The sequence below is a fragment of the Sulfitobacter sp. M85 genome (assembly GCF_029285915.1).
Classification (GTDB): domain Bacteria; phylum Pseudomonadota; class Alphaproteobacteria; order Rhodobacterales; family Rhodobacteraceae; genus Sulfitobacter; species Sulfitobacter faviae.
The window spans coordinates 228,139-242,375 of the sequence record NZ_JABECQ010000001.1; the positions used below are offsets into that span (position 1 = coordinate 228,139).

General features: G+C 63.0%; 13 protein-coding genes. 3 read left to right on the plus strand and 10 right to left on the minus strand.

Annotation, left to right across the window (positions count from 1 at the left end; genetic code table 11):
- Positions 1–63 precede the first annotated feature (63 nt).
- On the minus strand, positions 64–1,149 hold the full coding sequence (locus HKX24_RS01235; protein WP_271692575.1) for a polyamine ABC transporter substrate-binding protein: 1,086 nt from the start codon (positions 1,147–1,149) through the stop codon (positions 64–66).
- A 145-nt stretch (positions 1,150–1,294) separates the two neighbouring features.
- Between HKX24_RS01235 and HKX24_RS01240 the strand changes: the two genes are divergently transcribed.
- Together HKX24_RS01240 and HKX24_RS01245 are read left to right on the plus strand one after the other, a co-directional pair.
- Positions 1,295–1,996 carry a GntR family transcriptional regulator gene (locus HKX24_RS01240; protein WP_209216764.1) on the plus strand — a complete coding sequence of 234 codons (702 nt, stop codon included), beginning with the start codon at positions 1,295–1,297 and terminating at the stop codon, positions 1,994–1,996.
- 75 nt (positions 1,997–2,071) lie between these two features.
- Complete coding sequence (locus HKX24_RS01245; RefSeq protein WP_271692576.1) at positions 2,072–3,466, plus strand: aspartate aminotransferase family protein; 1,395 nt, start codon at positions 2,072–2,074, stop codon at positions 3,464–3,466.
- 32 nt (positions 3,467–3,498) lie between these two features.
- On the opposite strand, the gene HKX24_RS01250 is transcribed toward HKX24_RS01245, so the two are convergent.
- The 7 genes from HKX24_RS01250 to dapD form a co-directional block, all read right to left on the minus strand.
- Positions 3,499–4,797, minus strand: coding sequence for a lytic murein transglycosylase (locus HKX24_RS01250; protein ID WP_271692577.1), 1,299 nt, complete (start codon positions 4,795–4,797; stop codon positions 3,499–3,501).
- Positions 4,798–4,898: 101 nt separating this feature from the next.
- A complete protein-coding gene (rnr, locus tag HKX24_RS01255; RefSeq protein ID WP_271692578.1) occupies positions 4,899–7,169 on the minus strand; it encodes a ribonuclease R in 2,271 nt (756 codons plus the stop codon).
- Positions 7,170–7,201: 32 nt separating this feature from the next.
- A complete protein-coding gene (locus tag HKX24_RS01260; RefSeq protein WP_271692579.1) occupies positions 7,202–7,771 on the minus strand; it encodes a TIGR04282 family arsenosugar biosynthesis glycosyltransferase in 570 nt (189 codons plus the stop codon).
- The gene (dapE, locus tag HKX24_RS01265) at positions 7,768–8,913 is read right to left on the minus strand and encodes a succinyl-diaminopimelate desuccinylase (RefSeq protein WP_271692580.1); all 1,146 of its coding nucleotides are present in this window, start codon (positions 8,911–8,913) and stop codon (positions 7,768–7,770) included. The genes HKX24_RS01260 and dapE overlap by 4 nt, the downstream gene beginning before the upstream one ends.
- Before the next feature lie 101 nt (positions 8,914–9,014).
- The gene (locus HKX24_RS01270; RefSeq protein ID WP_067261079.1) at positions 9,015–9,353 is read right to left on the minus strand and encodes a hypothetical protein; all 339 of its coding nucleotides are present in this window, start codon (positions 9,351–9,353) and stop codon (positions 9,015–9,017) included.
- Positions 9,354–9,427: 74 nt separating this feature from the next.
- The gene (locus HKX24_RS01275) at positions 9,428–9,682 is read right to left on the minus strand and encodes a GlsB/YeaQ/YmgE family stress response membrane protein (protein WP_067261077.1); all 255 of its coding nucleotides are present in this window, start codon (positions 9,680–9,682) and stop codon (positions 9,428–9,430) included.
- 57 nt (positions 9,683–9,739) lie between these two features.
- Entirely contained in the window at positions 9,740–10,567 is an 828-nt protein-coding gene (dapD, locus tag HKX24_RS01280; protein ID WP_067261075.1) for a 2,3,4,5-tetrahydropyridine-2,6-dicarboxylate N-succinyltransferase, read from the minus strand.
- A 173-nt stretch (positions 10,568–10,740) separates the two neighbouring features.
- On the opposite strand from dapD, the gene HKX24_RS01285 reads away from it, so the two are divergent.
- Positions 10,741–11,604, plus strand: coding sequence for an LOG family protein (locus HKX24_RS01285; RefSeq protein ID WP_271688521.1), 864 nt, complete (start codon positions 10,741–10,743; stop codon positions 11,602–11,604).
- A 24-nt stretch (positions 11,605–11,628) separates the two neighbouring features.
- On the opposite strand, the gene HKX24_RS01290 is transcribed toward HKX24_RS01285, so the two are convergent.
- Both HKX24_RS01290 and HKX24_RS01295 read right to left on the minus strand, forming a co-directional pair.
- Positions 11,629–12,591: a nitronate monooxygenase gene (locus HKX24_RS01290; protein WP_276153829.1), complete on the minus strand. Its 963-nt coding sequence runs from the start codon at positions 12,589–12,591 to the stop codon at positions 11,629–11,631.
- Between the two features lie 6 nt (positions 12,592–12,597).
- The gene (locus HKX24_RS01295; RefSeq protein WP_276153758.1) at positions 12,598–14,211 is read right to left on the minus strand and encodes a GMC family oxidoreductase N-terminal domain-containing protein; all 1,614 of its coding nucleotides are present in this window, start codon (positions 14,209–14,211) and stop codon (positions 12,598–12,600) included.
- Positions 14,212–14,237 lie beyond the last annotated feature (26 nt).

Here is a 14,237-nt window from a genome sequence, read left to right on the forward strand (position 1 = left end):
TGATCGGGGTCGCGGGGCAAGAAAAAGGGGCGCGACCAGACTGGCCGCGCCCCCTGTCTCAGATCAGGTACCGGACTTGATCTTGGTCCAGAGCCGGGTCACCACGCGCTGCACTTTCGGCGGGTAGGGTGTGGTGGTGAACAGGTTGTTCAGCGCCGCCTCAGAGGGGTAGATCGCCGGGTCGCCGATCACATCCTCGATCAGATGCTCCTGCGAGGCTTTGTTGCCGTTCGCATAGTACACATAGTTCGACGCGGCGGCCATATTCTCGGCGTCCATGATGAAGTTCAGGAACTTATGCGCGCCCTCAGGGTTCGGCGCGTCAACCGGGATGGCCATCTGGTCAAACCACATCTGCGCGCCTTCGGAGGGGGCGTTATAGGCGATTTCGACACCGTTGTCGGCTTCATCCGCGCGGTCACGGGCCTGCAAAATATCCCCGGACCAACCGACTGCGACGCAGACGTCACCGTTCGCCAAAGCGTTGATATACTCCGAGGAGTGGAACTTCTGGATATAGGGGCGGACCGGCATGAAGACCTCTTCGGCCTTGGCGATCACATCGGGGTCATGGCTGTTGGGGTCTTCGCCGATATAGTTCAGCGCGGCGGGGATCATCTCTGCCGGGGCATCAAGGAAATGCACGCCGCAGTCGGCCAGTTTTTCCATATTGGCCGGATCGAAAACCAAGTCCCAGGAGTCGATCGGGGCATCTTCGCCCAGGATCTCTTTCACCTTGCCGACATTCACGCCGATGCCAGTGGTGCCCCACATATAGTTGATCGAATGGGCGTTATCGGGATCATATTGTTCGGTCCGCGAGGAAACCACGTCCCACATGTTCTCAAGGTTGGGCAGCTTTGAGGTGTCCAGCGGCTGGAATGCACCGGCTGTGATCTGGCGCTGCAGGAAGGTGCCCGAGGGGACGACCACGTCATAGCCGGACCCACCGGCGAGCATTTTGGTCTCCAGCACCTCGTTGCTGTCGAACACGTCATAGACCAATTCGATGCCGGTCTCTTCTTCGAATTTATCCAGCAAGGATTCGTCGATATAGTCGGACCAGTTGTAGACCCGGACCGTTTCGGCAGTGGCGGCACCTGCCATCAAGGTGGCAACGGCGACGCTGCTTAGTAGCACATGTTTCATTTCATACTCCCGTTAGACAGGTCGGGTTGATCCCCACCTTTCGTCAATTTGATCAAGTTTTGCCTCTTCGGGCAAGATGGTTTATGCTTTCATGCAGAATGAAATGCTGCAAGACACGGCGAAACAAGACGGAAAGACCGCTCCTATGGGTTCAGAAAAAACCGATCCGAGATTGCTTCCCGCCGCCGATGCGGCGGTCAAGACACCGATCCATCAGCACGTTTACGAACGCCTGCGCAAGATGATTCTCTTCGGCGATTTGGCTCCCGGACAGGGGGTCACGATCCAAGGTCTGACCGCCGCTTTGGATGCGGGCATGACGCCGGTGCGCGAGGCCATCCGCCGCCTGATCTCGGAAGGGGCGCTGACCCATTTGGGCAACCGCCGGGTCACCGTGCCGGAACTGACCCATGCGGGGCTGGAAGAGCTGGGATTCATGCGGGAAACGCTAGAGCCGGAACTGACCAAACGCGCCGCAAACCGCATGACGGATGAGCGTTTGAACGCTTTGAAAGCCTGTGACAACGCGCTGAACCATGCCATCGACCGGGGCGATGTCGGCGGCTATTTGATGCAGAACTACAGCTTTCACCGGATGATCTACGACCTTGCCGAAGCGCCGATCATGGCCGCGACGGTGGACCGTCTGTGGCTGCGTTTCGGCCCCTCGCTTCGGGTGGTTTGCGGGCGCTATGGCACCAGTAATCTGCCCGATAAACATGCTGAGCTTTTGGCAGCCTTTGCCGAGGGCAATGCCGCGTTGGCGGGTGAGGTTATGGCGGGCGATGTTGCCCAAGGAATGACCCAAATTCGCGCAGCCCTCGATGGTCTTCCCGTTCCGCGTTGATTCGATTGACATGCTATAATTTGATCATATTCTTCGGCTAAGCTCATTTTTCATGCAAATAGAAGGTGCACACCCATGCCGCCCATCACGAATCACCTCCCCACCGCGGACCTTCAGGCGCTGGATGCGGCGCATCACATGCATCCTTTCACCACCAATGATGAATTGGGCGACAAGGGCGCGCGCATCATCACAAGGGCCAAGGGCATCTACCTGACCGACAGCGAGGGGAATGAGATTCTCGATGCGATGGCCGGGCTTTGGTGCGTGAACCTTGGCTATGGCCGCGAAGAGATGGGCAATGTCGCCGCGCGACAGATGAATGAACTGCCCTATTACAACACCTTTTTCCAAACGACCCATGTGCCCGCCATCGCGCTGGCCAAGGAACTGGCCGATCTAGCCCCCGGTGATCTGAACCACGTCTTCTTCGCCGGGTCGGGGTCAGAGGCGAATGACACCAACCTGCGCATGGTCCGCACCTATTGGGCGCAAAAGGGCAAGCCTGAGAAGAGCCATATCATCAGCCGCAAGAACGCCTATCACGGCTCTTCGGTCGGCTCGGCCAGTCTCGGCGGCATGACCTATATGCATGAGCAAGGCGGCCTGCCGATCCCCGGCATCCATCACATCGGCCAGCCCGACTGGTATGCCGAAGGCGGGGATATGTCGCCCGAAGACTTCGGTCTGAAACGCGCGCAGGAGTTGGAAGCGAAGATTGTCGAGCTGGGCGCGGACAAGGTCGCCGCCTTCATCGCCGAACCGGTTCAGGGCGCGGGCGGGGTCGTCGTGCCGCCCAGCACCTATTGGCCCGAGATTCAGCGCATCTGCGACAAACACGACATTCTGCTGATCGCTGACGAGGTGATCTGCGGCTTTGGTCGGACGGGCAATTGGTTTGGCTCGCAGACCATGGGCATCAAGCCGCATATCATGACCATCGCCAAGGGGCTGAGCTCGGGCTACGCGCCTATCGGCGGGTCAATCGTTTGTGACGAGGTCGCCGAGGTCATCAACGCCTGTGAGTTCAACCACGGCTACACCTACTCCGGCCATACGGTTTGCGCTGCCGTGGCGCTGGAAAATCTGCGGATCATGCAGGAAGAGAACATCGTCGCCCATGTGCAAAACGTCGCCGCCCCCGCGCTAAAAGAGGCGTTGGACAAGCTGGGAGAGCATCCGCTGGTAGGCGGGGTGAACGTATCGGGCCTGATGGCCTCCCTCCCGCTGACGCCGCATAAGGAAAGTCGCGCGAAATTCGCCGATAGCGGCACCGCCGGATACATTTGCCGCGAACATTGCTTTGCCAACAATCTGGTGATGCGCCATGTCGGCGACCGGATGATCATCTCTCCGCCGCTGATCATCACCCCGGAAGAGATCAAGATCTTCGCCGAACGGGCGACCAAGGCACTGGATGCGACCTATGCCGATCTGAAAGACAAGGACATGCTCAAGGCCGCGTCCTAAAGCACTGGGCTGCCTCCAATCGGGGGCGGCCCTCACTCTGCGCGCAGTCGGGCCAGCAGACGAGGCGAGGCATAGCCGTCCGGCGCGATGCCTTCGGCCTTTTGATAGCTGCGCACGGCATTGACGGTCAGCGGCCCGATCTTGGCGTCGATCTTTTGCGTGTCAAAACCCGCTTCGGTCAGCAGGGTCTGCAATTCGATCCGCTCATCAAAGCTCAGCGCGCGGTCTTCGCGGGGCCAGTCCTGCTCTATCTCGCCCGCGCCGCCGATGCGGTCGGCCAGATGGCCCACACCGATGACATAGGCATCCGCCGTATTATAGCGCTCGATCACCGCGAAATTGGGGAAGATCATGAAGGCGGCCCCCTCTGCGCCCGCGGGCAGCAAGATCGACGCCGGGCCATGATCCGCCACCGCCCCGCCATCGAGCGCGGTGACGCCAAGATCGGCCCATTCCGCCGAGGTCTTGGTCACCGCGCGGTCGGCCAGCAGATAGTCGAACCCCTCCGGCAAAGCCACTTCGACACCCCAAGGCTGCCCTTCGGTCCAGCCGAAATGCTTGAGATAGGCGGCGGTAGAGGCCAGCGCATCGCTGGGGTCATCGCCCCAGATGTCGCGCCGCCCGTCGCCATCCCAATCGACCGCATGGGCGTGGAAGGACGAGGGCATGAACTGCGTATGCCCCATCGCGCCGGCCCAAGAGCCGCGCAATTGATCGGCATCGGTATCGCCCGCCTGAAGGATGCGCAGGGCGTCAATCAATTCGCCTTCGAAAAATTCCGCCCGCCGCGCGTCATAGGCAAGGGTGGCCAGTGAATCCAACACCCGATCCCCGCCCCGGAAGCTGCCATAGGCGCTCTCAAGCCCCCAGATCGCGGTGACGATCTCTTTCTCGACACCGTATTCCGCTTCGATCTCTTCCAGCGTGCGTTGCCATTGGGCCAGCGCCTTCTGCCCATTCTGCACCCGCAGGTCCGAGGTAGCGGTGTCGAGGTAATCCCAAATCGTTTTGGTGAATTCCGATTGGTTGCGGTCGCGGCGGATCACCTCCGGATCATAGCTGACCGTATCCAGCGCGCGGTCAAAGACATCCGGGTCGATGCCCTGCTGCAAGGCGCGGGGGCGGAAGTCTTTCACCCAAGCGCGCAGCCCGGCATCGTCGCCGCTGGCCTCTGCCGCGGGTTCCTGCGCCGTTGGCGCCACGGCGGCCAGCACGGCCTGCGGCGCGCGCGGCGCGGGGCGCAAGGATTCAGCCGGACCCGACGCAAAGGCCGGAGCCCCCATGCCAGCGGTCGCTAGAATGCCTGAAATCATCGCGTAGTGCCGGATCATAATCGCCTCACCTCATAGAGTTACGGCAAATCCTATGCCCGCCCCGCCCCGGTGGAAAGGGAGGGGGGCGGCCATCCGCGAAGCTCCGCCGGTTTGCCGCCTCAGCGGCGGGTGCGGGTCACTTTGCGTTTGATCTTGTCCTTCTTGCGCTTGGCCTTCACGGCCTTGCCGCGCGGCTTGCTACGGCCCGCCGGGCTGCGGCGCCCCCCACCTCCGCCCTGTTTGACCTTTTGGTCTTCGATCTCAAGCAGTTCCAGCGCGATGCCCCCGGTCACGGGGACCGCCTCGGCCAACCGCACGGTGACACGTTGGCCAAGGCCGATGGTCATCCCGGTGTCCGAGCCCATCAGCGTCTGCGCCTCGGCGTCGTGGTGGAAATACTCCCGCCCGAGCGAGCGCATCGGCACCAGACCGTCCGCGCCAGTCTCGTCCAACTTCACAAAGGCACCAAAACGCGCGATGCCGCTGATCCGTCCGGTGAACTCGTTGCCCACGCGCTCCGACAGGAAGGCGGCAAGGTAGCGGTCGGTCGTGTCACGCTCGGCCACCATCGAGCGGCGCTCGGTGTCGGAGATATGCGCGCCGGTCTGCTCCAGCCCCTCAATCTCTTCGGGCGTCAGCCCGTCCTTGCCCCAGCCATGCGCCGTGATCAGCGCGCGGTGCACGATAAGGTCGGCATAGCGGCGAATGGGTGAGGTGAAATGCGCGTAGGAACGCAGGGCAAGGCCGAAGTGCCCAATATGCGCCGGCCCGTAATAGGCCTGCGCCATCGAGCGTAGGGTGCTGAGATTGATCAGCTCCGCGTCATTGGTCCCCGCCGCCTGATCCAGCAGCCGGTTGAGATGCGCGGTTTGCAGCACCTGCCCCTTGGCCAGCGTGAAACCCGCCGCCTGTGCGGTTTCACGCAGGGATTCGAGCTTCTCCGGCGAGGGTTCCTCGTGGATACGGAACAGCAGCGGGGTTTTCTTTTTGATCAGCGTCTCGGCGGCGGCGACATTGGCCAAGACCATGAACTCTTCGATCAGCCGATGCGCGTCGAGCCGCTCGCGGAAGTTCACCGACTTCACCTTGCCATCCTCGCCCAATTCGATGCGGCGTTCGGGCAGGTCCAACTCCAGCGGTTGGCGCTCGGCCCGGGCGGTCTTCAATGCACCATAGGCGGCGTAAAGCGGCTTCAACACCGGCTCCAACAGCGGGCCAGTGCGGTCGTTCGGGTTGCCGTCGATGGCGTCCTGCACTTCCTCGTAATGCAACGACGCGGGGGAGCGCATGAGACCACGGTGGAACGTATGGCCGATCTTGTTGCCCTTCGCATCCAGCACCATGCGCACGGCGATACAGGCGCGCGGCACGCCCTCGTGCAGAGAGCAGAGGTCACCCGAAAGCCGATCCGGCAGCATCGGCACCACGCGGTCAGGGAAATAGGTGGAGTTGCCGCGCTTGCGCGCCTCGCGGTCCAGCGCGGAGCCGGGGGTCACATAGGCGGCGACGTCGGCGATAGCGACCCAGAGCACATGGCCGCCTTCGTTCTTCGGGTCATCGTCGGCATGGGCATAGCAGGCGTCGTCATGGTCGCGCGCATCGGACGGGTCGATGGTGACCAGCGGCAGGTCGCGCAGATCCTCGCGGCCTTTCAGCCCTTGCGGCTTAGCGGCATCGGCCTGTGCGATCACATCGTCGGGGAAGTCGTCGGGGATGCCGTGCTGGTGGATCGCGATGAGCGAGACGGCGCGCGGCTCGGACGGGTCGCCCAGCCGTTCGACGATGCGGGCGCGGGGCGATCCCATGCGCGCCTTCGGTCCGGCCTGCTCGGCCTCGACCAGTTCACCGTCTTTCGCGCCATGAGTATGGTCGGCACCGACGCGCCATTCGCGATCCGTACCCTTGTCGATCGGGACGATCCGCCCGCCTTCGGCCGCTTTGCGGAAAATGCCCAGCACCTTGCGCGGGTTGGAGCCGATGCGGCGAATGAGCCGGGCCTCATAGTGGTGATCTTCGCCTTTCACCAGCGTCAGCCGCGCCAGAATGCGGTCACCTTCGCCAAGCGCCGGGTCGCTGTCGCGCGGGATCAGCAGCACGATGGGTTCTTTTCCCTCGCCATGCCACTCCATCGGTTTGGCAAAAAGATCGCCGTCGCTGTCCGGCCCCGTGACCAACAGCACCGAGACCGGCGGCAGGCGGTCGGGATCCTGATAGCTGCGCTTGCGCTTTTCCAGATGGCCCTCGGCCTCCAGCTCTTTCAGCACGCGCTTCAGGTCGATCCGCGCCGCGCCTTTGATGCCAAAGGCTTTGGCGATGTCGCGCTTGGCGGTCAGCGTGGGGTTCTGTTCGATCCAGTCGAGGATCTCGGATTTGCTGGGTATCTTGCTCATACCTCAGCAGGTAGCACGCAGCCCCCCTGTCGTCATGGCAAATCGTGAATTTCGTCCACGTCGCGCAGGGTAGCGACCTCGGCAATGCGGTAGCCCGGCAGGGTCGCGCGGCTGTCAGCCAGCGCATGCGGGCCGGACCAGCGCACCCCGTCAAACAGGCTGAGCGGCGCGCGGCGGGGGTGTTTCAGCCCCACGAGCCAATAGCCGCCATCGGGCGCCGGGCCAAACACCGCGTCATGGCTGCCAAGCGCATCGAATGCCCGCGCCAGTTCCTTGCGGTTGATGCCCGGAATATCCGCCCCGATCACACAGGCCGGCCCCGGCGCGCTGCGCAGCATCCGCGCCATACGGTCACCGAGGTTGCCGCGCCCTTGCGGCCAGCGCGGCAGATGCGCGGGCCAGACGCGGCTTTCCAGCCCTTCCACGTCCGGGGCCACGGCCAGCACCACCTGCCAACGCGGATCTTCGATCCGACGCAACAGGCGGCGGGTCTGATGGCGAAACCACCAAGCCGCGCCGACCATGCCGATGTCGCGGCCCAGACGGGTTTTCACCCGGCCGGGACGCGGCTCTTTCACCATGACAATGAGCGTTGGTTTCACGTGAAATAATTCCGCAGCACGCGCGCGTAGATGGATTTGAGCTGTTCGATATGTTCGACCCGCACATGCTCATCGACTTGGTGCATGGACTGGCCCACCAGACCGAACTCCACCACCGGGCAATGCGCCTTGACGAAACGCGCGTCCGAGGTGCCGCCGGTGGTGGAAAGCTCGGGCTGCACGCCCGTCTCAGCCTCAACCGCGCCCGCGACCAGATCGGACAGGGCGCCCGGCGGGGTGATGAAACTCTCGCCGGAGATCTTGATCTCTACATCCACTTGCAGGCCGAATTCCTCGGCGATCTTATCCGCCTCGCCCCGCAGCCAGTCGCTGAGGCTCGCGCCCGAATGGTGGTCATTAAACCGGATGTTGACCGCGCCGCGGCATTGCGCCGGGATCACATTGGTTGCCTTGTTGCCAGTATCCACGGTGACCACGGCCAGCGTCGAAGGGTCGAAGTGATCGCTGCCCTGATCCAACTCATGGCTGGCCAGACGATCCATCAGCCGCACCATCGCGGGCAGCGGGTTGTTCGCGCGGTGCGGATAGGCCGCATGGCCCTGTTTGCCCGTCACCTTGAAATGCGCGTTCATCGAGCCGCGCCGCCCGATCTTGATCATATCGCCCATGGTCTCGGGGCAAGTCGGCTCCCCCACAAGGCAGACATCCATCCGCTCGCCGTTCTCGGTCATGTAGTCCAAGAGCGCCGTGGTCCCGTCGAGGGCATCGCCCTCTTCATCCCCGGTGATCGCCAGCACGATGGAGCCGTCGGGCGGCGTGTCCTTTACGAAATCCACCGCCGCTGCGACGAAAGCCGCCACGCCCGATTTCATATCCGTGGTGCCGCGGCCATACATGATGCCGTCCTTGATCTCGGCCCCGAAGGGGGGCATCGACCAATCCGCCTCATCCCCGATGGGCACGACGTCGGTATGACCGTTGAAGCCGAAAGACTTGGTGTTGCCCTTGTTTCCCCAGCGGGCAAAGAGGTTGCAGATGCCGCCCCGGTCGACGCGCGTACAGTCGAAACCCGCCGCGCCCAACACCTCTTCGAGCACTTCCAGCGCCCCATCGTTCGCGGGGGTAACAGAGGCGCAGCGCACCAGTTTTGCAGTGAGATCAACAGGGTCGAGACCGGACATATCGGCTCCTTTTCAGGGGTTATCGCTTGTCCGGTAACTTGTGTGGGCAAATCGCGCCGATGCCAAGGGGGCGCATTGCAATTCCCCGTGTGGGGCGCGGGTCAGTCGTAAAAGGGGGTCATTTGCGCGACGATGACCGAGTTTTCTTCCAAAGCGCGCTGCATCAGGGCGCGTTCCTCGGCGTCGATCTCCTGACCTTCGGCTTCGCGCTCTTCCAGCGTGCCGTAACCCGTCACATCAAGCGGGTTGGTATCTGCCTGTTTGAGGATCGCCACCGTCTCGCGCACGGCTTCGGCCTCGTCGATACCAGAGGCGAAACACATCAGCGCAGCACCGGTGGCCTTGTCGGGCAGACCGTCGCCGTCCTTGCGGCCAATCTGAACCAAAAGGGTAAAGACCTGCTGGCGCGAGGGTTTCTTGGTTTTCTTGGGTTCAGACATGATAAGGGCCGCCGATTGCTTTGGGCAGCCCTAACCGTTTCACTTGGATTTGGAAAGGGGCCGCGCCCCTGCCCTTAAGTCTTGCCGCGGACCATCCGTGTGACCCAGATCAGCAGGCAGGCACCGATGACGCCCACCACCAACTGACCGAACCAACCGCCCAGCGTGCTGCCGACGATCAGCATCAAGAGCCAGTTCGCGACCAAGGCACCCAGAATGCCGAGGATGATGTTCATGATCAGACCCATGTCCGATTTCATGATCTTTTCCGCGATCCAGCCCGCAAGGCCACCCACGATGATTGCGGCAAACCAACCGATACCCGTCATGTCGTCAATCTCCTTTAAATTCAGGTCTCAACGCCATGAAGGGGTATTTGGTTCCGTTCAGTCGCGCAGCAGCTCGTTGATCGAGGTTTTGGAGCGGGTCTTGGCGTCCACCCGTTTCACGATCACGGCGCAGTAGAGGTTCACGTTGTTCTTCGACGGCATGGTGCCCGCCACGACGACCGAGCCTGCGGGCACTTCGCCATACATGATCTCGCCGGTCTCGCGGTCGACGATCTTGGTCGACTGGCCGATGAAGACGCCCATGCCCAGCACCGAGCCTTCGCGCACGATGCAGCCTTCGACGACTTCTGACCGTGCGCCGATAAAGCAATTGTCTTCGATGATGGTCGGCCCCGCCTGCATCGGCTCCAACACGCCGCCAATACCGACGCCGCCCGAGAGGTGCACGTTCTTGCCGATCTGCGCGCAGGAGCCGACGGTGGCCCATGTATCAACCATGGTGCCGGAGTCGACATAGGCGCCGATGTTGACGAAAGACGGCATCAGCACCACGCCCGGCGCGATATAGGCCGAGCGGCGCACGACGCAGTTCGGCACGGCGCGGAAGCCCGCCTCTTTCCACTCAGCATCGCCCCAGCCTTTGAACTTGCTGTCGACCTTATCCCACCAGCCAGCGCCCTGCGGGCCGCCTTCTTGATGTTCCATGTCCTTGATGCGGAAGCCCAGCAGCACGGCCTTCTTGGCCCACTGATTGACGTGCCACTGACCGTCGTCCTGCTTTTCCGCCACGCGCAGCTTGCCGCTGTCGAGCGCGTTCAGCGTCTCTTCGATGGCGTCGCGCACTTCGCCAGTGGTGGCGGATGTGATCTGATCGCGGGTATCCCAAGCGGCTTCGATGGCGGTTTCAAGTTGGGCGTTGGACATGGGGCAAGTCTCCGAATGATGAAAAGGCCTTTTGAGGGCTATAGCCTTGCACTGCCTAGGGTGCAATTGCCGGGCGATGAGGGGCGTGGTCATTCGCCGAACAACAGGGCATCTTGACCTAAGCGGCCATCGCGCCACCTGAGCCAAGCCCCAGACCAAGGAAAGACCCGAGGATGACCGACGAACACCGCCACCCCCTGCGCCGTGCCAATGTGGACCGCGCCAAAGCCCAAGACGCCCCCGACACGCCGCAAACCCGCGCGCCTGCCTATCGTCTGGCCTTTACCGACGATGACTTCATGTGCCGCGATGAGCTGCGCCCGGTGCGTCTGCAACTGGAACTGCTCAAGCCCGAACTGCTGCTAGACGCCCATGGCATCCAATCGACCATCGTGCTCTTTGGCGGGGCGCGCATTCCCGAACCGGCCGAAAAACACACCGCCCGGACCAAGACGCTGGCCGATCTGTCGCGTTTTTATGACGAGACGCGCACCTTTGCCCGGCTGATGACCGAAAAGTCGATGGAAAGCGGCGGCACCGAGAACGTCATCGTGACCGGCGGCGGGCCGGGTGTGATGGAGGCGGGCAACCGCGGCGCGCTCGACGCGGGCGGCCATTCCATCGGCCTCAACATCGTGCTGCCGTTCGAGCAGGCGCCCAACGAATATGTCACGCCGGAGCTATGCTTCAACTTCCACTACTTCGCGATCCGCAAGATGCACTTCCTAATGCGCGCCCGCGCGATCTGCGTCTTCCCCGGTGGTTTCGGCACGATGGACGAACTCTTTGAGGCGCTGACGCTGATCCAAACAGGCCGCATGAACCGCGTGCCCTTCTTGCTGTTTGGCCGTGAGTTCTGGGAAAAGATCATCAACTGGGACGCGCTGGCCGATGCGGGCACGATCTCAGCCGAAGACCTCGACCTGTTCCGCTTTGTCGAAAGCGCGGATGAAGCGATGGAGGTGATCGAGAATTGGGAGACCGCCCCCGCCCGCGAACATGTGCCGGGCCGCGAAGAGGTCGAAGATCACGGCTAAGCCGCCTTGGCCGCCCCCGCCCCGTTACCGGGTGAAGGTCTGGCCCAAGGCCGCTTCGGCCCCTTGGACGATATCGCGCAGGATATCAGCGGCGGGGCTGACCGCACCGATCAGCCCTGCCACCTCTCCGACAAAGGCGTTGGCAGTGCGGGCATCCCCCGCTGCCACCGCCGCCTGCCAGCGCGGCAGCTCCTGCGCCAGCGCGGCGCGCAGCCCGTCGGGGTTGTCATGCCAGCGGTCGGTGAAATCGTTGCGCAAGACACGGCCCGTGTAGCGTTTGGGCCAATCATAGCCGCGCATGATGTCCGTCACGGTGCTGCGCAGTGTGTCATCGCCGCTGGCCTTGAGCGCGGCCTCTCGCATCGCGGGATGCACCAGCGCCTCTTCCGAGGCCCAGAAGCGCGAGCCGACGACCACACCGTCGGCCCCCAGCATCAGCGCCGCCGCCAATCCACGCCCATCCGCCACGCCGCCTGCGGCGCAAAGCAGCACCTCGGGCGCATGGCAGGCGATGTGATCCGCGACTTCGGGGACGAGGGTAAAGGTCGCGCGTTTCTCGCCGTGGCCGCCAGCCTCGGCCCCTTGGGCGACGATGATCTCGGCCCCCAGATCAATCGCATGAGCGGCGTCGCGCAGGGTTTGCACCTGACAGATCAACGGCACCTTTGCCGCGCGGATCGCGGGGAGAAACTCTGCCGGGTCGCCGAAGGAAAGAAAGATCGCCGCCGGATCACGGTCGAGCGCTCGTTCCAGCGCCTGCGGATGCTCGCGCAGCTTCCAAGTGATGAAACCGCAGCCGACCGATTGGTTGCCCGCCACATCCATCTGCTCGGCGATCCAATCGCCGGCATCATAAGCCCCGCCGATCATCCCCAAACCACCCGCGCCTGAGACCGCCGCCGCGAGCCGCCCGCCTGCGGCGAAGGCCATCGGCGCTTGGATAATCGGGTGGTCGATCCCCAGCCGTTTGGTCAGCCGCGTGATCAGCACCGCCTACCGCCCCGCCAGAATGGCATCAGCGGCCTTTTCGGCGATCATCACCGTCGGCGACGCCGTGTTGCCCGAGACGATCTTGGGCATGATCGACGCGTCCACCACCCGCAGACCGCCTAAGCCATGCACCCGCAGATCGCTATCGACCACCGCCATCGGATCGCTGCCCATCTTGCAGGTGCCGACGGGGTGGAAAATCGTCGTGGCGATGTCGCGCGCCTTGTCGAGCAGGTCTTCATCGCTCTGCACGGCGGGGCCGGGCAGGATTTCCTCGGGCGCATAGGGGTGCAGCGCCTTGGCCGTCATGATGTGACGCGCCTGCTTCATCGCCGTGACCGCCACGCGTTTGTCATTCTCGGCAGAAAGATAGTTCAGCCGGATATCGGGCTGCACCGCGCTGTCGCGGCTGGTGAGATGGCAACTGCCGATGCTTTCGGGCCGCAGGTTACAGACCGAGACGGTGATCGCGGGGAAAGGGTGCAGCGGATCCCCCAGCTTGTCGGTCGACAGGGGTTGCACGTGATACTCCAGATCCGGCGTCTCAAGCGCGGGGTCGGACTTGGTGAACATGCCGAACTGGCTGGGCGCCATCGCCAAGGGACCACTGCGGCGCAGGAGGTATTCCAGCCCCATCCGGCCCTTGTCCCAGATCGAATGGGTCATCGTGTTGAGCGTTTTGGTGTTCTGCACCTTGTAGACAGTGCGGATTTGCAAATGGTCCTGAAGGTTCTCCCCAACGCCGGGCAGATCGTGCAGCGTGTTGATCCCCATGCCGCTCAAAAGGTCACCCTGCCCGATCCCCGACAGCTCAAGGATCTTGGGCGAATTGATCGCCCCCGCCGAAAGCAACACTTCGCCCTCGGCCTCGGCGCGCATCGCGCGGCCTTTATGGGTGAAACGCACGCCAGTCACACGCTTGCCGTCCAAGACCAACCCATCGGTATGCGCATGGGTGATCACCCGCAGGTTGGGGCGCTTCATCGCCGGGCGCAGGAAACCGCGCGCCGTGTTCCAGCGCATGCCGCCCTTCTGGTTCACCTCGAAAAAGCCCGAACCTTCGTTGTCGCCATCGTTGAAATCGGCCCGCGGCTCGATCCCGAACTCCCGCGCGCCGTCTTGCACGGCCTCCAGAATGTCCCACCGCAGGCGCTGCTTGCTGACCTTCCACTCGCCCCCCGCGCGGTGCATCTCGCTGCCGCCCGCATGGTGATCCTCGGATTTCAGGAAATAGGGCAGCACGTCGTCCCAGCTCCACCCGGCATTGCCCAGTTGCCGCCAATGGTCATAGTCCGCCGCCTGCCCGCGCATGTAGATCATGCCGTTCACCGACGAGCAGCCGCCCAGCACCTTGCCCCGCGGATAGGCCAGAGAGCGCCCGTTCAACCCCGCCTCAGGCGCGGTTTTCATCATCCAATCCGTGCGCGGATTGCCGATACAGTAAAGATACCCCACCGGAACCTTTACCCAGTGATAGTTGTCATCCCCCCCGGCTTCGAGCAGCAGAACCCGATTGGCCGGATCGGCGCTGAGACGGTTGGCCAAGACACAGCCCGCGGTGCCCGCACCGACAATGATATAGTCATAGCGGCCCTCTAGCTGCGTTTCGTCGTTCATGGTGCTCTCTCCCGATATTCTGTCCC

Coding starts and splice junctions, on each gene's coding strand:
- HKX24_RS01235 (WP_271692575.1), bottom strand. CDS start 1,149: ATGAAACATGTGCTACTAAGCAGCGTCGCCGTTGCCACCTTGATGGCA.
- HKX24_RS01245 (WP_271692576.1), top strand. CDS start 2,072: ATGCCGCCCATCACGAATCACCTCCCCACCGCGGACCTTCAGGCGCTG.
- HKX24_RS01240 (WP_209216764.1), top strand. CDS start 1,295: ATGGGTTCAGAAAAAACCGATCCGAGATTGCTTCCCGCCGCCGATGCG.
- HKX24_RS01250 (WP_271692577.1), bottom strand. CDS start 4,797: ATGATCCGGCACTACGCGATGATTTCAGGCATTCTAGCGACCGCTGGC.
- HKX24_RS01285 (WP_271688521.1), top strand. CDS start 10,741: ATGACCGACGAACACCGCCACCCCCTGCGCCGTGCCAATGTGGACCGC.
- dapD (WP_067261075.1), bottom strand. CDS start 10,567: ATGTCCAACGCCCAACTTGAAACCGCCATCGAAGCCGCTTGGGATACC.
- HKX24_RS01275 (WP_067261077.1), bottom strand. CDS start 9,682: ATGACGGGTATCGGTTGGTTTGCCGCAATCATCGTGGGTGGCCTTGCG.
- dapE (WP_271692580.1), bottom strand. CDS start 8,913: ATGTCCGGTCTCGACCCTGTTGATCTCACTGCAAAACTGGTGCGCTGC.
- HKX24_RS01295 (WP_276153758.1), bottom strand. CDS start 14,211: ATGAACGACGAAACGCAGCTAGAGGGCCGCTATGACTATATCATTGTC.
- HKX24_RS01270 (WP_067261079.1), bottom strand. CDS start 9,353: ATGTCTGAACCCAAGAAAACCAAGAAACCCTCGCGCCAGCAGGTCTTT.
- rnr (WP_271692578.1), bottom strand. CDS start 7,169: ATGAGCAAGATACCCAGCAAATCCGAGATCCTCGACTGGATCGAACAG.